At 42.3% G+C, this 20,876-nt stretch carries 15 protein-coding genes and 5 tRNA genes; 11 read left to right on the top strand and 9 right to left on the bottom strand.

Translation table 11 applies throughout. The features are described from left to right. Positions 1-294 precede the first annotated feature (294 nt). The 8 genes from ACWQ4X_RS17485 to pyrC form a co-directional block, all read right to left on the bottom strand. A tRNA-Glu gene (locus ACWQ4X_RS17485) sits at positions 295-370 on the bottom strand. Positions 371-412: 42 nt separating this feature from the next. Then, positions 413-488, bottom strand: a tRNA-Glu gene (locus ACWQ4X_RS17480). A gap of 234 nt (positions 489-722) precedes the next feature. Next, positions 723-2,150: an amino acid permease gene (locus ACWQ4X_RS17475; protein ID WP_457904488.1), complete on the bottom strand. Its 1,428-nt coding sequence runs from the start codon at positions 2,148-2,150 to the stop codon at positions 723-725. A gap of 111 nt (positions 2,151-2,261) precedes the next feature. Continuing rightward, positions 2,262-2,337 (bottom strand) — tRNA-Glu (locus tag ACWQ4X_RS17470). A gap of 438 nt (positions 2,338-2,775) precedes the next feature. Then, a complete protein-coding gene (locus tag ACWQ4X_RS17465; RefSeq protein ID WP_457904487.1) occupies positions 2,776-2,928 on the bottom strand; it encodes a hypothetical protein in 153 nt (50 codons plus the stop codon). 102 nt (positions 2,929-3,030) lie between these two features. Next, positions 3,031-3,106, bottom strand: a tRNA-Glu gene (locus ACWQ4X_RS17460). 20 nt (positions 3,107-3,126) lie between these two features. Next, on the bottom strand, positions 3,127-3,786 hold the full coding sequence (gene rnt / locus ACWQ4X_RS17455; protein ID WP_161933521.1) for a ribonuclease T: 660 nt from the start codon (positions 3,784-3,786) through the stop codon (positions 3,127-3,129). Next, positions 3,771-4,805, bottom strand: a complete 1,035-nt coding sequence (gene pyrC, locus ACWQ4X_RS17450; protein ID WP_100241454.1) for a dihydroorotase — start codon at positions 4,803-4,805, stop codon at positions 3,771-3,773. Before pyrC ends, rnt begins: the two co-directional genes overlap by 16 nt. Between pyrC and ACWQ4X_RS17445 the strand changes: the two genes are divergently transcribed. Further along, positions 4,767-5,075 (top strand): hypothetical protein, encoded by a 309-nt coding sequence (locus tag ACWQ4X_RS17445; RefSeq protein ID WP_457904486.1) that lies wholly within the window; start codon positions 4,767-4,769, stop codon positions 5,073-5,075. The two genes, pyrC and ACWQ4X_RS17445, sit on opposite strands and share 39 nt — an antisense overlap. Here the strand turns inward: ACWQ4X_RS17445 and argG are convergent. Beyond that, complete coding sequence (argG, locus tag ACWQ4X_RS17440) at positions 5,072-6,412, bottom strand: argininosuccinate synthase (RefSeq protein WP_457904485.1); 1,341 nt, start codon at positions 6,410-6,412, stop codon at positions 5,072-5,074. The two genes, ACWQ4X_RS17445 and argG, sit on opposite strands and share 4 nt — an antisense overlap. A 566-nt stretch (positions 6,413-6,978) precedes the next feature. Here argG and lldP point away from each other — a divergent pair. From lldP to ACWQ4X_RS17390, 10 genes are all read left to right on the top strand, one after another. Next, a complete protein-coding gene (gene lldP, locus ACWQ4X_RS17435; protein WP_457904484.1) occupies positions 6,979-8,652 on the top strand; it encodes an L-lactate permease in 1,674 nt (557 codons plus the stop codon). 25 nt (positions 8,653-8,677) lie between these two features. Next, positions 8,678-9,421, top strand: a complete 744-nt coding sequence (lldR, locus tag ACWQ4X_RS17430; RefSeq protein WP_100241451.1) for a transcriptional regulator LldR — start codon at positions 8,678-8,680, stop codon at positions 9,419-9,421. A 2-nt stretch (positions 9,422-9,423) separates the two neighbouring features. Further along, positions 9,424-10,578 (top strand): FMN-dependent L-lactate dehydrogenase LldD, encoded by a 1,155-nt coding sequence (gene lldD / locus ACWQ4X_RS17425; RefSeq protein ID WP_457904483.1) that lies wholly within the window; start codon positions 9,424-9,426, stop codon positions 10,576-10,578. A 191-nt stretch (positions 10,579-10,769) separates the two neighbouring features. Next, complete coding sequence (gene dld / locus ACWQ4X_RS17420; protein WP_457904482.1) at positions 10,770-12,467, top strand: D-lactate dehydrogenase; 1,698 nt, start codon at positions 10,770-10,772, stop codon at positions 12,465-12,467. Between the two features lie 182 nt (positions 12,468-12,649). Further along, positions 12,650-14,683 (top strand): FAD-dependent oxidoreductase, encoded by a 2,034-nt coding sequence (locus tag ACWQ4X_RS17415; RefSeq protein ID WP_457904481.1) that lies wholly within the window; start codon positions 12,650-12,652, stop codon positions 14,681-14,683. A gap of 87 nt (positions 14,684-14,770) precedes the next feature. Next, positions 14,771-14,860: transfer RNA gene (locus ACWQ4X_RS17410), tRNA-Ser, on the top strand. A gap of 692 nt (positions 14,861-15,552) precedes the next feature. Then, positions 15,553-16,476 carry a LysR family transcriptional regulator gene (locus ACWQ4X_RS17405; protein ID WP_457904480.1) on the top strand — a complete coding sequence of 308 codons (924 nt, stop codon included), beginning with the start codon at positions 15,553-15,555 and terminating at the stop codon, positions 16,474-16,476. 383 nt (positions 16,477-16,859) lie between these two features. Next, positions 16,860-17,615: a TorF family putative porin gene (locus tag ACWQ4X_RS17400; protein ID WP_457904479.1), complete on the top strand. Its 756-nt coding sequence runs from the start codon at positions 16,860-16,862 to the stop codon at positions 17,613-17,615. Between the two features lie 528 nt (positions 17,616-18,143). After that, complete coding sequence (locus ACWQ4X_RS17395) at positions 18,144-19,403, top strand: Zn-dependent hydrolase (protein ID WP_457904478.1); 1,260 nt, start codon at positions 18,144-18,146, stop codon at positions 19,401-19,403. Positions 19,404-19,479: 76 nt separating this feature from the next. Then, on the top strand, positions 19,480-20,876 hold a 1,397-nt coding region (locus ACWQ4X_RS17390; RefSeq protein ID WP_457904477.1), incomplete at its 3' end, for an aminotransferase.

Here is a 20,876-nt window from a genome sequence, read left to right as displayed (position 1 = left end):
TGAGAAATCTTGCTAAAGGGGGAGTATGTTGTAATTGACGAGCTTGGGTCTCGAAAAGCATCTTGATCATAGACCAAACTGTAATTGAGTTCGAGTTCTTCTAAGCACCATATAATGCCTTGTGAGCGTGAATTTGGCTTGTGGTAAAGTTGAATATTGATGTTGTATGGTCACTCACTTTTTTGAGTCATGTTGTTTTTATGTGCATCGTCAAAGCATAACGGATGACACAGGCATAAAAAAACCTGAATCATCATGCTCAGGTTTTTTTATGAGATGAAACATCTCTGAATATGGCGTCCCTACGGGGATTCGAACCCCGGTTACCGCCGTGAAAGGGCGATGTCCTAGGCCTCTAGACGATAGGGACTTAATGAGGCAGGTACTTCTGAAAACTAAACCATCAATTAAATGGCGTCCCTACGGGGATTCGAACCCCGGTTACCGCCGTGAAAGGGCGATGTCCTAGGCCTCTAGACGATAGGGACGTTTCAGAGGTGGGCGTATATTAGGGTGAATAGCAGGGAGTGTCAAACGTTTTTCTGCAATAAAACTGAAAAAAACATGTGGATGTTTAAAATTAAAACAACTTGTTGAGATTTGACTAAAAAATATCCATTTTTCTCAAAAAAGATAGGAAATGGTGATTAGTGTGTGCCGGGATGCCATTGGTTTTTGATGGTGCAAAAAAAGAGCGATCTAAATCGCTCTTTTTCATGTGCTTATGCTTGAGGTGTTTTAGGATGATAAAACACGTAGTAGCTGAGATAGCACAGTGCAATAAAGATTAAACAACCAATAAAGCCCGCCCACATTTCAGGGTCTGCTGCCATACTAATACAGGTAATGAAACAGAAGACAAAACCTAAAATCGGCACAATCGGGAACAATGGTGCTGCAAAGCCGAGCTCTTTTGTTGTGTGCCCTTGCTTATACCATTGGCGGCGGAAATTGAACTGGCTTAAGCAAATGCTCATCCATACCACGACCATCGTAAATGCTGCGACACCCAAAAGGTTTTTAAAGATGGTTTCAGGCGCAAATTGCTCCGACAGTAAACCAGGAATCGCACCAAACATGGTGACAATAATCGCAACGGTTGGAATACCTTTGTGATTCACCTTTGAGAATACCGCAGGTAATTGCTTCTTGTCGGATAATGCCCACATCATACGCGAAGCTGCATATAAACCTGAGTTTGCTGCTGAAAGTAATGCGGTAATAATCACAAAGCGAATGATGTCTTCTGCGTGTGGAATACCAATGTAAGTAAAGACTGTCACGAATGGACTGCTACTAACACCGCTCCCTTCTAAGCCCGCTATTTCGTGTGGTAGCAAGGCGCTGATCACCACAATTGTCCCCACAAAGAAAATTAATAGACGCCAAATCGCAGCATTGATCGCTTTAGGTACATTCTTCGCAGGATCTGCAGTTTCACCTGCTGCCACACCAATTAACTCTGTACCTGAGAAGGCAAAGTTCACAATCAGCATGGTGGCAAAGATGGGGAAGAAGCCTTGTGGGAACCAACCCTCTGCAGTGAGGTTGCTAAACAAGGGTGCCGAGCTATACCCTTGGAATGACAACACACCAAAGATCGCCAAAAGACCCAAAATAATAAAACTAATGACCGTTACGACTTTAACCAGAGACAGCCAGAACTCTGATTCAGCAAATAGTCGAGTTGAACTCATGTTCAGGCCAAAAATGATGGCAGCAAAGATTAGCGTCCAAATCCAGACAGAAATATGTGGGAACCACTCCTGCATCAATAGTGCAGCGGCGGTGAATTCAGTGCCGAGCGTTGCTGTCCATGTTAGCCAGTATAGCCATGTAATCGTATAGCCTGTCCCTGGACCAATGTATTTTTGTGCATATGCGCCGAAAGAACCCGATACAGGCATGTGTACCGCCAGTTCTCCCAGACATAACATCACCATATAGGCAATTAATCCACCTAAAATATAAGCGATGATGGCACCTACAGGCCCCGTTTGTGCAATGACTTCACCCGAACCTAAAAATAGACCTGTTCCGATTGCACCACCAAGTGAAAGCATGACCAGATGTCGAGTACTCATAGCGCGTTTTAAAGGCGCAGAATTGCCCTGATGCATAGCATCATTCGGAGATTGAGATGACTGCATAAGAGAGAGAAAAAATAGAATGATGAAGCGCGCTATTGTAGTGCAAAACTACAAATCTGCAATGTAATAATAATGAATTGTGAGTCTTGAATGATCGTATGAAACGAGATATGGCGTCCCTACGGGGATTCGAACCCCGGTTACCGCCGTGAAAGGGCGATGTCCTAGGCCTCTAGACGATAGGGACGTTGCGAGGTGATGCGTATATTATGTATTTTTTTCTTGACTGTCAAACATGTTATTACAATATTTCTAAAAAATGGGTTTGTTTGTGTAAAAAATATCTTACTTGTCGAATTCAGCGCAATTTTTTACGTGCTAAGCGGATTGAACATGCTTTTTCATCGTCTAGGTAGGCTTAAAAATTTGAGTTAAATTTGTATCTATCACGTCAAGATTAGCGCCAAACGAATGATTCTTAAATCATCTTGAGCTGGTTTATCTAGTTTTGAGTCTAAATTTTTGATGAGAACAGGCGCGACTGAAGAGGGTGAATTGGAGGATCAGTGGTTCAAGGGGTTTGGAAGAATGATATCGTTGAGAAAATGCGTTGTTTTAGGTGATCACGGAATTAAGCGATTTATTCAAGTGATAAACCGCGAGATCCATCAATTGATGACCTGACTCAATGGTCTGGTGTTTGATGTGGATTGTGTACCGTCTCAGATGGAGATGTTGGAGTGGTTGAAGATGCTTTTGGATCATCTTTCGATGCAATATACAAATAAATCGCTGATGGAGAAAGAATCAGTAAAACCAGTAAAATTTTCTTCAACATAGGTCAATCAGAATCGAAAAATAAAAGTGCGAGTATACCTAATTCTAGCTGCGAGAACGAAGGTTGAATGTATCGATGTGAATTTATGCGAGAGCAAATAGATGGCGTCCCTACGGGGATTCGAACCCCGGTTACCGCCGTGAAAGGGCGATGTCCTAGGCCTCTAGACGATAGGGACGTTTAGAAGATGGCGGTATCTTATTGATCCGCCATCAAAGTGTCAAGTAGGTGTGGAGTGAGTTTGTTCAAAATATAGCAAAACAGTTCTGCGGTCTTTTGTGTGTCATACAAAGCCGAGTGGGCTTCTTTGCCATCAAACTCGATTCCCGCTTGAATACAGGATTTGGCAAGGACAGTTTGACCAAAGGCAATTGCACTTAAAGTCACGGTGTCAAACACTGAGAAACTGTGAAATGGATTTTGATTTTTGGTACCAGTACGTGCAATTGCTGCTTGGACAAAACCTAAATCAAAATGTGCATTGTGACCGACTAAAATGGCATGCGTACAATTTTGTTGGCGACGAACTTCATTCACTGATTTAAAAATACGTTTCAGTGCCGATTTTTCATCTTCAGCCATCGCGACACGCATCGGATTAAATGGATCAATGCCAATAAAGTCTAACGAACGACGATCTAGATTTGCACCTTCAAACGGATTGATATGTGCATGGTGAGCTTCGCCAGGAACGAATTTACCTTCATCATCATAAATAATTGGAATTGCTGCTATTTCTAACAGTGCGTCAGTTTGGGAATTAAAACCTGCGGTTTCGACATCGACCACCACAGGTAAAAATCCACGGAAACGCTGACCAATTACTGGTAGAGTTTCATTTGTCACACTTTTCTCCACTGGATGGTTTTACCTGCATAAAGCGGGATAATTTTGTCACCATCTAAATAATCAAAACTTTCAGGAATCACTTGATCTTCTTTTACCAAGGTAATGGTTTCGGTATTACGTGGAAGACCATAGAAGTCTGCACCAAAGTGGCTGGCAAAGCCTTCTAAACGCTCGAGTTTGCCTACTTGGTCAAAGGCTTGAGCATAGAGTTCAATCGCAGTTGGTGCACTATAGCAACCCGCACAACCACAAGCATTTTCTTTGGCATTTTTTGAATGCGGTGCACTGTCTGTACCTAAGAAGAATTTAGGATTGCCACTGGTTGCCACTTCCAACAGGGTTTGCTGGTGCGTTTGGCGTTTTAAAATGGGTAGGCAATAGAAGTGCGGCTTGATGCCACCGACCAACATGTCATTACGGTTAAACAACAAATGTTGTGGAGTGATGGTTGCAGCAACATTGCGGTCTTGTTCTAAGACAAAATGCGCAGCTTCACTGGTGGTAATGTGTTCCAGCACCAATTTTAATTTCGGGAACTGTTTCAACAGCGGTGATAAAACTTCATCGAGGAAGCGTTTTTCACGGTCAAAAATATCCACATGATTATGGGTAACTTCACCATGTAACAATAATGGTACTTGGTGTTCTTCAAGTTGCTCAATTACAGCATAGACTTTGCGAATATCGCTGACGCCATTGTCCGAGTTGGTGGTTGCACCCGCTGGATAAAGTTTGATGGCATTCACGAATTCTGAATCTTTAATCTTTTTGACTTCGCTTGCAGGGGTCGTGTCAGTAAAGTACAGCACCATACGTGGGTCAAAGGGGTTGCCCTCAGGTACATGCGCCATAATTCGTTCACGATACGCAAGCGCTTCTTCCACGGTTTTCACTGGTGGAACAAGATTTGGCATACAAATCGCACGCTTAAATTGCTTAGCTAAATCTGGAACAGTACGTTGCAGTGCAAGGCCATCACGTAAGTGGGCATGCCAATCGTCTGGCTGCAAAAGAGTAATCGTATTCAAGGCGATTTCGGACTAAAAAATAAAACAGATGATAATCTATATCAGCTTGCAATGCTAAGTCGAATTACAGATAAATGGCTTAATTCAGGTAAATATAGACGGCATTTTTATTGTTTTTCTGTGAGGAGTGAATTGAGAAAAAGAACCCTTCCTATGATTTGGCTTATTTTATCTGCGGTTCAGCATGAGATGAAACAAAAACGGTATAAAAGCAAAAACCGCCAAGCTATGGCGGTTTTTGCTTTAGGTATTCAGAAGCTGAAACCTTAGTTTTTGTCTTTCAATTGTGGTACAGCAGAACCCGCACCAATCGACAATAAACCAGAATTTGTATAAATACCGAGTTTCGCACGGGTATCGGTAATGTCGAGGTTACGCATGGTTAACTGACCAATACGATCCATTGGGGTAAACATTGAATCACCTTTCTCCATGGTTAAACGCTCAGCTTCATAAGTGAGGTTCGGAGATTCAGTGTTCATGATGGTGTAGTCATTGCCACGACGTAATTCTAAAGTTACAGTGCCTGTAATCGCTTTAGCAACCCAGCGTTGTGCAGTTTCACGTAGCATAAGTGCTTGTGAATCGAACCAACGACCTTGGTACAACAAACGACCTAAACGTAAACCGTTAATACGGTATTGTTCAATCGTATCTTCGTTATGAATACCGGTCACTAAACGCTCGTAAGCAATATGAAGTAACGCCATACCTGGTGCTTCATAAATACCGCGAGATTTCGCTTCGATAATACGGTTTTCGATTTGGTCAGACATACCTAGACCATGACGACCACCAATACGGTTGGCTTCAAGAATGAAATCAACTGGATTTTCAAAACGTTGACCGTTGATTGCAACAGGGAAGCCTTCTTCAAAGGTGATTGAAACTTCTTCAGCTTCAATTTTTACGTCGTCTTTCCAGAATGCAACGCCCATGATTGGATCTACAATTTTGATGCCTGCATTGAGGTATTCAAGATCTTTGGCTTCGTGAGTTGCACCCAACATGTTTGAGTCAGTTGAGTAAGCTTTCTCTTTCGACATTTTGTAGTCAAAACCATTGTCGATGAGGAACTGTGACATTTCTGCACGGCCGCCTAATTCATCAATAAAGGTTTGGTCTAACCAAGGTTTGTAAATTTTAAGCGCTGGGTTAGTCAACAAACCATAACGGTAGAAACGCTCAATGTCGTTACCTTTATACGTTGAACCATCACCCCAGATGTTTACGTCATCTTCTTTCATTGCAGTTACAAGTATGGTACCTGTTACTGCACGACCCAATGGAGTCGTGTTGAAATATGGCATACCGCCAGTGCTGATATGGAATGCACCACACTGAATCGCTGCAATACCTTCAAGTGCAAGCTGTAAACGGCAGTCGACTAAACGTGCTTTTACTGCACCGTAAGCTTCTGCTTTTTTAGGAATGGCATCGTAGTCATCTTCATCAGGCTGACCTAAGTTTGCCGTATATGCATAAGGCTCTGCGCCTTTTTGTTTCATCCACAATAAAGCAGCTGAAGTATCTAGACCACCAGAGAAGGCAATACCAACTTTTTTGCCAACTGGGACATTCTGCAAGATAGTTGCATTATCAGTCATTGTTAATCCTAACGATATAAATATAGGCACCGAGAATGGGTGGCCTGAAAGAATACATATTTTTGCGATTGTAGCACTTTTTCAGACGCTTGTTTTCGCAAAACAAAGTCAAAATAAAAAAAACAGTAAATTTTCTGAGAGATATACGAGGATTTAAGTGATTAGAGGCAATATTTTGCTGCATGTTGGGTGTTGGTAATTCACATAAAAATCAGACAAGTGCTCGGATGCCTGTATAAATGTGCAACAAATGAATCCATTCGACTAAAGTTGAATAAGTAGCCAGTTGAGTTGAATAAATTTAAAAAAAATAAATAAAAACAGGGACATTAAGTGGATTGTGTATTTTCTCTAAAAGCAGAGGTTTTTATAAATTGATTAAATATATTGGTCTGACCAATATATTTATTATGCTTTTTTATTGACCTGTTTGGTGTTTGAAATTACCATAATGGTGCAAACAGCTATTATTTTTTTACGCTTTTGGTTTATTGGTCTGACCAATTTGGTATTTTTACCTCAGGATGATCTGACCAACTCAAGGTTCTAGCAAGCATTTCAAGGAGATGACAATGCTTCAACATTGGCAACAAGTTTACGATCCTATTGGCAATATCTGGCTGTCCAGTTTAATTGCGCTTATTCCAATTATCTTTTTCTTTTTAGCGCTGGCTGTATTTCGCATGAAAGGCAGCGTGGCTGGGACAATTACCGTTGTTTTAGCCTTATTGGTGTCTTTATTTGCTTATCAAATGCCGACCATGATGGCATTTGCATCTTTGGTTTACGGTTTCTTTTACGGTTTATGGCCAATCGCCTGGATTATTATAGGGGCGGTGTTCCTGTACAAAATTTCGGTGAAAACGGGTCAATTTGACATTATCCGTTCATCCATTCTGTCCATTACTGAAGATCAGCGTTTACAAATGCTGTTGGTGGGCTTTGCTTTTGGTACCTTCCTTGAAGGTGCAGCAGGCTTTGGTGCACCAGTCGCAATTACAGCGGCTTTATTGGTCGGTCTTGGTTTTAAACCCTTATATGCAGCGGGCTTGTGCTTAATTGTGAACACGGCCCCTGTTGCGTTTGGTGCCATGGGTATTCCAATTATTGTGGCGGGGCAGGTATCTGGTGTAGACACGCACGAGATCAGCCAGATGGTGGGTCGCCAACTTCCGTTCATGGTGCCTATCGTCCTGTTCTGGATTATGGCGATTATGGATGGCTGGCGCGGTGTTAAGGAAACTTGGCCTGCGGTATTGGTCGGTGGCGGTTCATTCGCATTGGCGCAATTCCTGACTTCAAACTATGTTGGTCCAGAATTACCAGACATTACTGCGGCAATTGCTTCTTTGGTGAGCTTGACTATTTTATTGAAATACTGGAAACCGAAACATATTTTCCGTTTCAAAGCTGAAGATATGCATATCGATGCGAATAGCTTGAATGCAGATCAACAGAAGAAATATTCAATTGGTCAAATTGCGAAGGCATGGTCTCCATTCATGGTCTTAACTGTAATGGTCACGATTTGGAGTATCAAACCGTTTAAGGATTTGTTCGCCAAAGATGGTGCATTACATGATCTTGTGATTTCAATTAAAGTGCCGTTCTTGCATCAAGTCGTGCAAAAAATGCCACCTGTGGTGTCTGAAATCAAAGACTATGATGCCATTTTCAAGTTTGACTGGCTGTCTGCGACAGGTACAGCAATCATGATTGCTGCAATCATCACCATCATTTATTTAAAAATGAAGCCACGTGAAGCGGTAGTGACTTTTGGTGAAACCATCAATGAATTAAAAACCCCAATTTATTCAATTGGTATGGTGTTGGCATTTGCCTTTATTGCCAACTATTCAGGTATGTCTGCAACACTGGCATTGGCTTTGGCACATACTGGACATGCGTTTACCTTCTTCTCGCCATTCTTGGGCTGGATTGGGGTGTTCTTGACGGGTTCAGATACTTCTGCGAATGCCTTGTTCAGTGCGCTACAAGCGACCACTGCACAACAAATTGGTGTACCAGAAGTGTTGTTGGTGGCTGCCAATACCAGCGGTGGTGTTACCGGTAAAATGATTTCCCCTCAATCTATTGCAATTGCCTGTGCGGCAGTGGGCTTAGTGGGTAAAGAATCTGATTTGTTCCGTTTTACAGTGAAACACAGTATCACTTTTACGGTAATGATCGGTATTATTATTACCTTACAAGCATATGTGTTCCCATGGATGATTCCATAACACCCGTAGATTGAAGGACAGCGGTATGAAAGTCTCTGACAGAGTTTTACAAAGTTTGCGTCATTTGATTGAGTCTCAACAAATGAAAGTCGGAGACCGTTTACCCGCTGAAAGAAAGTTGTGTGAGCAACTCGGTGTATCCCGTTCCTCTTTGCGTGAGGCTATTCAGCAATTGACCAGTCAGGGCATGCTGGTCAGCAAGGTAGGAGCGGGAACTTATTTACAGCAATTACCCAGCTCGTGGTCACAACATCAAATTGTGCAACCCCTGAGTGAGTTAATTGATGAAGATCCTGCTTATCGTTTTGATGTGCAGGAAGCGAGAATTATTTTAGAGGGTGGTACCGCTTGGCATGCAGCTTTGCGTGCGACCCCTGAAGATATTCAGCACATCCGTGATTGTTATGACCAAATCACTCACTTCCAGTCTTTGGGTGATGATGAGCAAGCTGCACGTGCCGATGCTAATTTTCATCTGGCGATTGCAGAAGCTTCGCACAATTTGGTGCTGATTCAAGTCATGCGTGGCGTGTTCGATTTGTTGCAATTTAACGTGGCATTAGGGCGACGCAAAGTCTATTCCGAAGCCCACCGTTTTGACCAATTGCATGAACAGCATTTACAAGTGATTGATGCCATTGAGCGCCGAGACCCCGAAGCCGCACGCAAGGCTGTGTGTGGGCACATTGAGTTTGTAGTTCAGCAAGTACGTTCGATTGATGAGGAAGAAGCCCGTCGACAACGTTCGAGCCGTTTAAACAGGATATAACCATGATTATTTCTTCTGCAAATGATTATCGCGAAGCTGCGCGACGTCGTTTACCGCCATTCCTTTTCCACTACATTGATGGTGGGGCCTATGCAGAATATACCCTGAAGCGAAATGTAGAAGATCTTTCTAAAATTGCCTTAAGACAACGTGTTCTGAACGATATGTCAGCATTGAGTCTTGAAACCAAACTATTTGATGAAACCTTGTCGATGCCTGTGGCTTTATCGCCTGTGGGTTTAACGGGTATGTATGCACGTCGCGGTGAAGTGCAGGCGGCAGTTGCAGCAGATAAAAAAGGTATTCCGTTTACTTTATCGACTGTGTCGGTGTGTCCAATTGAAGAAGTTGCACCTGCCATTCAACGTCCAATGTGGTTCCAGTTATATGTGCTGCGTGACCGTGGCTTTATGCGCAATGCTTTAGAGCGTGCCAAAGCAGCAGGCTGTTCGACGCTGGTATTTACCGTAGATATGCCTGTACCTGGCGCGCGTTATCGTGATGCGCATTCAGGGATGAGTGGTCCAAATGCGGCAATGCGTCGTTATATGCAGTCTTGTTTCCACCCACATTGGGCTTGGAATGTCGGCTTGATGGGACGTCCACATGATTTGGGCAATATCTCTAAATACTTGGGCAAACCAACAGGTTTGGAAGATTATATCGGCTGGTTAGGTGCTAACTTTGACCCATCAATTTCATGGAAAGACCTTGAGTGGATTCGTGAATTTTGGGATGGTCCAATGGTGATCAAAGGCATTCTTGACCCTGAAGATGCTAAAGATGCCGTACGTTTTGGTGCGGATGGTATTGTGGTGTCGAATCACGGTGGTCGTCAGCTCGATGGCGTTTTATCTTCTGCTCGTGCCTTGCCACCAATTGCCGATGCAGTGAAGGGTGATATTAAAATTCTGGCTGACTCAGGCATTCGTAATGGTCTAGACGTGGTGCGTATGCTGGCGATGGGTGCGGACACCTGTATGCTCGGTCGTGCTTTCGTTTATGCATTGGGTGCTGCGGGTGGAGCGGGCGTTTCAAATCTTTTAGAACTGATTGATAAAGAAATGCGTGTTGCCATGACTTTAACGGGTGCGAAAACCATTGCCGACATTACTGAAGATTGCTTGGTTCGTTTAGAGCGCGAATTGGTCGAGTGATTTTATTCTTATAATAATTGATTAACTAAGAAAAAATCCCTCCCAACCTCCCTGATAAAAGGGAGGGGCTGACTAATTTTGATTTGAGCTTGGCGCTTTAAATTGCTTGCCTCTTTGGAAAAAGGGGCAAGTATCCAAAAAAATTCAATACACACGATTCCATATTCAAATTTGGGAGAGGAACATTCCTTATGCAACCCCATTCAGATTCACAGCAAACTATTCAAAAACTCATCGAGATTGTGGGTAAACAACACGTTTTAACGCAGGAAAGTGAAACGCGCTTGTACCGCCAAGGACGCCGCTATGGTGCAGGGCAAGTGCTTGCAGTGGTGGTACCGGGGACGTTACTGGAACAATGGCAAGTGTTACAAGCGGCTGTAGCGGCAGACTGTATTGTGATTATGCAAGCTGCCAATACAGGATTAACGGGTGGCTCGACCCCGTTTGGAGATGATTATGATCGTCCTGTTGTACTGATGAGTACGCGACGTCTGGCAGGCATCCAAATTATCCGTGATGGGCAGCAAGTGATTTGTTTACCTGGGGCAACACTCGACCGTTTGGAAAAAGAGCTGGCGCCGTTTAATCGTGAACCGCATTCAGTAATTGGGTCTTCTTGTATCGGGGCATCAGTGTTGGGTGGGGTGTGTAATAACTCAGGTGGCGCACTGGTACGTCGTGGTCCTGCATATACCGAATTGGCATTGTATGCCCGAGTGAATGAATCGGGGCAACTGGAACTGATGAATCATTTGGGCGTGGACTTGGGCAATACACCTGAAGAAATTCTATCACGCCTGCAAAATCAGCAATATCAAACGGGTGATGTGCAGCATAATCCAAGCTGTTGCGCTTCTGACCAGCGTTATGCGCATGATGTAAAACAGGTGGATGAAGCCACGCCAGCACGTTTTAATGCCGATCCATCGCGTTTGTTTGAAGCATCGGGTTCGGCAGGAAAAATCTGTGTATTTGCGGTTCGACTGGATACTTTTGAGAAGATCCCAAGTCAGGTGTTTTATGTCGGCACCAATACACAGGATGATCTGACCGAAATTCGCCGTTTTCTTTTGACCGATTTACCGCGCTTACCGATTGCGGGAGAATATATTCACCGCGTGGCGTATGATATTGGTGCCGAATACGGTAAAGATACCTTTGTCTTTATTGAAAAATTTGGGACTGCTAAAGTGCCTGCTGCTTTTGCCATGAAGGACAAAGTCGATGGCTATTTAGAAAAAGTTGGTATGAAAGGGTTATCGGATAAAGTCCTGCAACTGATTACCAAGTTTATGCCGAATCATTTGCCTGAACGTATGAACGAATTCCGTGATCAGTATGAACATCATTTGATTTTACGCATTGAAAATCAGGATGTGGAGCAAGTACAGCAATTCCTCAGCAGCTATTTCGCGCAGCGTGCGACGGGCAGTTTCTTCCATTGTACGGATGAGGAAGGCCGTAAAGCCTTTTTACATCGTTTTGCGGTTGCGGGGGCGGCCATTCGCTACCGTGATACTCATCGCAGTGAAGTCGAAGATATTGTGGCGCTAGATATCGCTTTACGTCGTAATGACCGTGAATGGGTGGAAACCTTACCCAAAGAAATGGACGAGATGATCGTACATAAACTGTATTACGGCCATTTCTTATGTCATGTGTTCCATCAGGATTATATTGTTAAAAAAGGTGTTGATCCTTTGGCGATGGAGCATCAGATGTGGCATTTGCTGGATGATCGTGGTGCTGAATATCCTGCGGAGCACAATGTCGGCCATTTATATGTGGCGAAGCCCGCCTTAAAACAGCACTATCAAAAACTTGACCCAACCAATAGCTTTAATGTCGGCATTGGGCAGACTTCGAAGTTAAAATACTGGAAGTAAATCCAACCACTGATAGATCAGTTGTGATAAAAGTGTAGTCAACTCGCAATAGAGTTTGGCTACACTTTTTTTATTGGCTGATTATTTAGAGAATCAGCCACATACAGCCATAAACAAAATAAAAAATCACGTTAAAGTATTATGCAACAAGTTGCAAAGCTAATAAATTATAAGGATTCGCCATGACAACACCCTATGCAAATATTTTGAAACCACTCCATCTGGGTTTTACCACCATTAAAAATCGTGTGGTGATGGGTTCTATGCATACGGGGTTAGAAGACCGTTTTTATAATTATCCCAAATTGGCTGCCTATTTTGGTGAACGGGCGAAAGGTGGAGTCGGACTGATTATTACTGGCGGGATTTCGCCAAATCGTCAGGGCTGGTTACTGCCTGCGGGTGGCACCATGAATAGCATGGGCGATATTGCCCCCCACCGTTTGGTGACACATGCTGTGCATAAGCATGGCGCGAAAATTTTGATGCAAATTCTACATTCTGGGCGTTATGGTTATCAGCCGTTTGTGGTGTCTGCCAGCCCAATTAAATCTCCAATTTCACCATTTAAGCCACGTCAAATGAGTGAAAAACAGATTTTGAACACCATCGAAGACTATGCACATACCGCACATTTAGCCAAACTGGCGGGTTATGATGGTGTGGAAATTATGGGCTCTGAAGGTTATTTGCTGAATCAATTTTTGAGTCGACATGTCAATCAACGTGAAGATCGCTGGGGTGGTTCAATTGACAATCGCATGCGTTTGGCCGTGGAAATTGTCAAAGCCATGCGTCAAAAAGTCGGTGAAAATTTCATTATCTGTTTCCGCCTGTCTTTGTTGGATTTAGTGCATGATGGCAACACCATGCAAGAAGTAGTGACCGTTGCGCAAGCGCTAGAAAAAGCAGGCATTACTTTACTGAATACAGGGATTGGTTGGCATGAAGCCCGTATCCCGACTATTGTCACTTCTGTGCCACGTGCTGCATTTGCGGACTACACTGCAGAGGTGAAAAAGCATGTTACGGTTCCTGTAATTGCTTCCAACCGCATTAATATGCCTGAGACTGCAGAAGCCATTTTGGCGCAAGGCAAAGCCGATATGGTGCAGATGGCGCGTCCATTCTTGGCAGATCCGTATTGGGTCAATAAAACCGCCACCAATCGGGTCGATGAAATTAATACCTGTATTGCCTGTAATCAGGCGTGTTTGGACCATACTTTTAAAAACCAACGTGCAACCTGTTTGGTCAATCCACGAGCGGCATTTGAAACTGAATTGGTATATGTCAAAACCAATAAGCCAAAACGTGTTGCGGTGGTCGGCGGTGGTGTCGCGGGCATGTCTGCAGCAACCGTGGCAGCAGAACGTGGACATCAAGTGACTCTGTTTGAGGCCAGCTCAGAGATTGGTGGTCAATTCAATTTAGCCAAAGTCATTCCAGGCAAAGAAGAATTTCACGAAACCATTCGTTATTTTAAAGTGCAACTCGAAAAAACGGGTGTAGAGTTACGCTTAAACACCAAAGTGAACCAAGAACAATTAGAGCGTGAAGGCTTTGATGAAGTCATTATTGCCACGGGTGTAGTACCACGTGCCTTAAAGATACAGGGCAGTGATGCGCCCAATGTACTGTCTTATGCGGAAGTGTTGCGTGGTGCAGCGGTGGGTCACCGTGTTGCGGTCATTGGTGCGGGTGGAATTGGCTTTGATGTTTCAGAGTTTTTATTAAAACCGCCACATCAACCGCAGCCGCAACCTTTAGCGGATTGGAAGCGAGAATGGGGCGTCGATGCTGAAGCCAACTACATGACTGAAGGGGGTTTACAACATCCTGAAGTTGAAGCCCCTGTGCGTGAAATATATTTATTACAACGTAAAACTACGCCGCTAGGGATTGGACTGGGGAAAACTTCGGGGTGGGTACATCGTGCACAATTGAAAAAGCATGCGGTACGCATGTTACGTGGTGTGCAATATAAAGCCGTGACCAGTGAAGGCTTATGGGTGGAAATGAATGGGCAAGACCAATTGCTGCGTGTCGACACGATTGTGGTGTGTGCAGGGCAAGAGTCTGTCAAAGATTTGATGCCGCAACAAGGACAAGCGACTTTAGCCAATTACCATATTATTGGGGGCGCAAAACTTGCAGCAGAGCTAGATGCTAAGCGTGCGATACGTGATGGTGCTGAAATTGCAGCCAAACTTTAAGGAATTGATGAAACAATATGCACTTGAATGCTTTAACGCTATTTTTTACTTGTCTAAAATGGAAAAGCTTAGTATTCTTGCGCACATGGAAGCGTGGCAGAGCGGTTTAATGCACCGGTCTTGAAAACCGACGAGGGTGTGAGTCCTCCGTGAGTTCGAATCTCACCGCTTCCGCCAAATTCGAAAAGCCCCTGTATTTACAGGGGCTTTTTATATGCTTGATGTTTTAGGATATTTGGCAATTGAATAGTTCGGCTTATTTGCTTTTACTGCTAAATGAGTGTTAAGGGGTGTGAAAATAATGAAGAGCACGAACCTAGACACACGGCTTGACGTTACCGTGAATCATAATTAAAATTGAAGCCACAATTGGCACTCATTCGCCATCCTTAAATGGCTCTCGTATCTCTCCATAAAAAAGTTAAATTAGCAGTATAGGGCAGAGTTCCATGCTTCTAAAGGTCTGAAGGGGAGGACCCATCTCTTCAGACCTTGTTTTATTTTCAATATATAGTTGATAAAAATCAGTAAAGTCAAAATCATCCACATAAAAAAAGTGAGTGGGTAAATTCCATTATTTTCTGTTTGTTGAACGCGTGATAATAACCCTGATGATTTTTGCCCATAAAGAACAATTTCTATTTAACAATCTGTCGATCTACAAATAAGTCTGGTGAGTATTAAGGTCTATAGAGTCATATATTGAGAGATTTGAATTCTGCTGTTTGGTCAGCTATTCCAAAGAGCTTGGTGCAATATGGAATTGTAATTCTTGTCTGCAACCCAATCTCAAAATAGGCAGTGAGTCTTTGGTAATTTTGATATGATCAGCAGGAACGTTGTGAGATTACATCATCAGGGAGGACAGCATGAGATCAAATGTTTTGCTAGACAAATGTAATTGGTCTTTGCTGCGTATCTTTCGGGTCATCGTTCAAGAAGGTAGCTTAAATAAAGCAGCGGTCAAATTGTTCTTAACCCAGTCTGCCATAAGCCAAAGTTTAAAAAGACTGGAAGAACAAATTAGTGAAACACTCATTATTCGAACTGGCGGGAAATTTTATTTAACCGCCACGGGTGAAATTGTGTTTGAAGCCAGTATGATGATTTATAGTCAATTACTGGATTATGAAGAACGTTTAAATACCGAGAAAAACAGCTTATCGGGCACCATTAAACTGTTGGTGTTAAGTCGTATTGAATCTAGACGCTATGACCAGTTACTGCATGATTTTCATCAGAAATACCCCTTGGTCGATTTTCAGGTCGATGTATTAAAAAGCAAGGAAATTCAGCAGCTGTTACTGCAAAAAATTCCCGCACTTGGAATCGGAATTAATCAAGTTTTACATCCAAAATTAAACTATCACACTCTAATTAATCAAAAATATGCATTGTTTTGTAGTGAGAAGCACGCGCTATATACTGAGGATGTTCAAAGCATTGACCAAATTAAGGGACATGGATTCATTTCTTTCCAAAGTGAACAGTTAAATAATCCCAGCTCGCCATTAAATGAAGTGCGAGAAACGATTTTAAAAAATAATAAATTACTGGTCACCACCAATAATATGGATGAAGTGATTCGTTTTATTAAAAGTGGCATTGGTATTGGTTTGTTGCCTAAAAATATTATAGAAAAAAATGAAAACTATCATTTATTTAAACAACTGCCACCATTTCCTTATGTTTCTATTATTCCGATTTCATTGGCATGGCATAAAGACCGAGAATTGTCCTTGGTTGAGCAATATTTTATCAATGAGCTCAGGAGTGTATTTGCTGCGCATTAATCGAAGCATAATGATTAACATTCGAAGATCAAATCAGTGCTCATCAATTTTTGATGATCTTTTTTTATACTTGAAAATGAATTCTTGCACTAGCATCCTTAGTGTCATCTTAATCTAGTCCCTGAAATCAATACGGCTAACATATTGATAAATAGCTCCTTAAAATAAAAAGCAAGCGTATCGATGGCTTAGAAAAAAAGCCTGATTGGACTCAGCATGGTGCCCTTAAACTTGGGCTTTATTTTTATGATATTGGCTCATTTCCTCATCATTTTTTTACCAAAATGGTTCCTGTGGTTTTGTTGAAATTGGTTCTATGTTTTTGAAAAAAAAGACACAGAATAAAAAAGCAAAATAAAAATCATGGAATTGATTGGAATAAAATGATGAAAAACAAGCTTGTATATGGTTTATTGGCAGCACTCGCAGTTTCACAGGCGCAGGCAGAGACAGCTGAAGAACCGACTTTCCTGAATAGTTTCTCCAGCAGCGGTAGCGTGGCTTTACTAACAGATTACTATTCACGAGGCTATTCACAGAATCAAGGTAATCCAGCCGTACAAGGCTTTTTCAGGCTGGACCATACTTCGGGGGTATACGCACAACTGTTCGCTTCCAATATCGATTTAGATATTGGCAGTAGCCTAGAGTTGGATTATTACTTGGGTTATGACTACTTGGTGAATGATCACTTCAAGTTGAATATCCAGTATTTGGATGTGAACTATCCTGGCGCAGATAAAACGATACCAAGTCCAGATTATGAGGAATATTCCGTCAGTGCCATTGGGATTGGCTTATTCAAAGAAGAAGATGAGCTGAATTTCTCGTTCTATTATTCGCCTGAATATTCCTTCCAAACCGGCAAGGAGTTGCGCTACGAATTAAGTTATTTCTATCCAATTGCTGAAAACTGGGGTACTTATGCCCAAGTCGGCTATAACCAATTCTCCAGTAATGAGGCTTATGCGGTACTGTGGGCAACGGATAAAAAAGATTCATATACCGATTATAAAATTGGTGGAAACTATAGCTACAACGACTTTATTTTTGACTTGTATTATGTTGATTCTAATATGAATAAAGATATTGATAATGCGGATGATGCAGTGATTTTTAGTATTACGAAAGAGTTTTAATCGCGGCATCATGCTTTAAAAATCGAATGTAAAAATTGAAAAAGGATTACGCTGGAATATTCAGGGTAATCCTTTTTTAATGAAAAATTTATGCGGTTCATCAAGGGTTTTATTATGTTGAACTAGCTGGATATGCAGTATATGTGAGTGATGTGAGCTTAAAATATCGGCATTTTAAATTGGAGATGCACCGTTTTGTAACAATTGAAATGATGCTCTAAATTTATCCAGAGATGTTTTTAAATGTTTCAGTGCTGAATTTTACTTCATTTTTAATTTTTAGATATTTCAGTTGTTTGAATAATTTTGAATGTCACGTTTATCTATTTTACTTTGGTTTGTCTGATTATTTCTTTAGCATGCGCTAAGCGTACAAGTGTTATTCAATTTAAGGGTATTAGTTTTTCTAATGTCGTGCTTAAAAATATATCGCTTGTTGCTGTTCGGTTTTTTTTTCTAGAGTGAATTTACGAAATTAGGTGTCATGTATGACACATAAAAGTATTTATAAAATGGATGTTCTAGTAAATGAAAGCGAATGCGGAACGGTTGTGGCAAATGCTGATGGAAATGGCAAAAATTGGCGCAACAGATAAAGGTGGCAACACACGTTTGGCGTTATCTGATGAAGATGTTGCTGGGCGTTCCTTGTTAATTGAATGGGCAAAAAAGATCAACCTTTCAATTCATTATGATGAAATTGGAAACCTGATTTTAAGACGTGCAGGTCTTTCTGCAACTGCGCTACCAATCGTGATGGGCAGCCATTTAGATACCCAGCCTAAAGGTGGCCGTTTTGATGGCATCTATGGTGTATTGGCGGGTTTGGAAGTCTTGCAGCGTTTGAGCGAAGAAGAGATCAAGACTTACCATCCGCTGGAAGTGGTGGTGTGGACCAATGAAGAAGGTGCACGTTTTACCCCAGCGATGATGGGTTCTGCCGTATTTACAGGATTGTTGTCTAAGCAAAAAGTGTATGAAAGTACAGATAAGCAGGGTGTGACGGTTTATTCCGAATTGCAACGTACAGGTCAATTGGGCGAAACGCCTTTGGCGCGTCCGTTTAAGGCTTATTACGAAGCGCACATTGAGCAAGGTCCAGTGTTAGAACAGAACCATGTGGCGATTGGTGTAGTGACTGGTGGGCAAGCGATTCTCTGGTTAGATGTTGAAACCAAAGGTAAAGCGGCACATGCGGGTACAACCCCAATGTCGATGCGTAAAGATACCATGGTGGGTTCGGCCGCGATGATTGTGGAGTTGGAACAAAACATTCGCAAACGCTTCCCTGAAGGCTTGGTGACTTTTGGTGAAATGCAGGTGGAAAACTCATCGCGTAATACCATTCCAGGTCAAATTCAATGGACCATCGATTTGCGTAATCCAAATGATGCGGCATTGAAAGAGATGGAAGTAGAAACACGTAAAATTCTACAAACCCTTGCCGAGCATCATGATTTAGACATCAGCATTTCGGAACATTGGTTCAGTCCAGCGACTTATTTTGATGCGGCTTGTGTCGAGACGGTTCAACAAGCGGTAGATCGTTTGGGTTATTCCAATCAGAAAATTGTCAGTGGTGCAGGACATGATGCAATTAATATTGCCAAGCACTGTCCAACCACCATGATTTTTATTCCATGTATTGATGGTTTAAGTCATAACGAAGCCGAAGATGTCTATGCGCTAGATGCGGCTCAAGGTGCAGATGTGCTGTTAAATGCCATCCTGAATTATGACGCCATGCAGGCAGAAACCAGCGAAACTCACTGCGCGCAAGCAGTTTAAACAGCAAGATGAACGAATAAACCGTAGAATGCAGCCGCCAGGATTGGTGTGCAGCAAAGCGTAAGGAAGGAAACGTATGAACTCTAAATTACCCGTAGAAGTTGATATTCAAGATATTTGGCAAAAAGACAAAGACCATGTGATTCATCCATGGACAGATTTCACGACATTTAAAGAAGAAGGTTCTTTAATTATGGCGAAAGGTGAAAATGTCTTTGTTTATGATGCACATGGCAATAAATACCTCGATGGTATTGGTGGTTTGTGGTGTGTCAACGTGGGTTATGGTCGTCAAGAAATTGCGGATGCGGTTTCTGCACAGATTATGGAACTTCCATACTTCTCACCATTTGGTCATCAAACTACAGCACCAGCTGCAAAATTAGCTGCAAAACTGGCTGAACATGCACCAGAAGGCTTAAATCATGTGTTCTTTGGTTGTGGCGGTTCGGTAGCAAATGACACGGCAGTGCGTTTAATTCACCATTATTTCCATCAAATTGGTCAGCCTTCCAAGAAAAAATTGATTGCGCGTAAAGATGCGTATCACGGCAGTACGTATATCAGTATGAGTCTGACAGGCATTGAAGCGGATCATATTGGTTTCGAAATTCATAACCAGTTGGTGCATCACGTTTCATGTCCGAACCCATACCGTAAGCCTGAATCGCAATCGATGGAAGATTTCTGTAATGAAAAAGTACAGGAACTGGAAGATACGATTTTAGAATTGGGTCCAGACAATGTTGCAGCCTTTTTTGCCGAGCCAATTATGGGTGCTGGCGGTGTGATTGTGCCACCAGAAGGTTACCACGCGAAAACTTTAGCAGTGTGTAAGAAATACAACGTGCTGTATGTCTCGGACGAAGTGGTAACTGCATTTGGTCGTTTAGGTCATATGTTTGCTTCTGAAGAAGTGTTCGGTATTGTTCCAGACATCATCACTTGTGCCAAAGGTTTATCTTCAGGCTATTTACCATTGGGTGCGACCATTATTTCTGATGAAATTTATGAAGCCATCAGCAAACCGCATCATAAGGGTGGCTTATTGACGCATGGCTTTACATATTCAGGTCACCCTGTAAGTTGTGTGGCAGCACTGAAAAACATTGAAATCATTGAGCGTGAAAAGATTTGTGAGCACGTGCAAGATGTTGGCGTGTATTTTGAAGAGCAGTTAAAAACCTTAGCTGACTTGGAAATTGTCGGTCAGGTGCGCGGCAAGAAGTTCATGATGTGTATTGAAAACTTGCGCAACAAAGAAACCAAAGAGTTGTTTGATGGTTCAGTGGGTGTGGGTAAACGTATCGCCAATCATTGCCAAAAACTCGGTTTGATTGTACGTCCAGTAGGACACATGAACGTGTTGTCTCCACCGTTAATTTTAACCCGTGACCAAGTTGATTTTACGGTTAAAACTTTACGTCATGCGATTCAAAATACCATTCAAGAGTTAAAAGCTGAAGGTCATTT

Source organism: Acinetobacter sp. NigerLNRRAM0016 (assembly GCF_054112845.1).
Note: the sequence above shows the minus strand (reverse complement) of the source record. Positions and strands in the feature narration are given on the sequence as shown.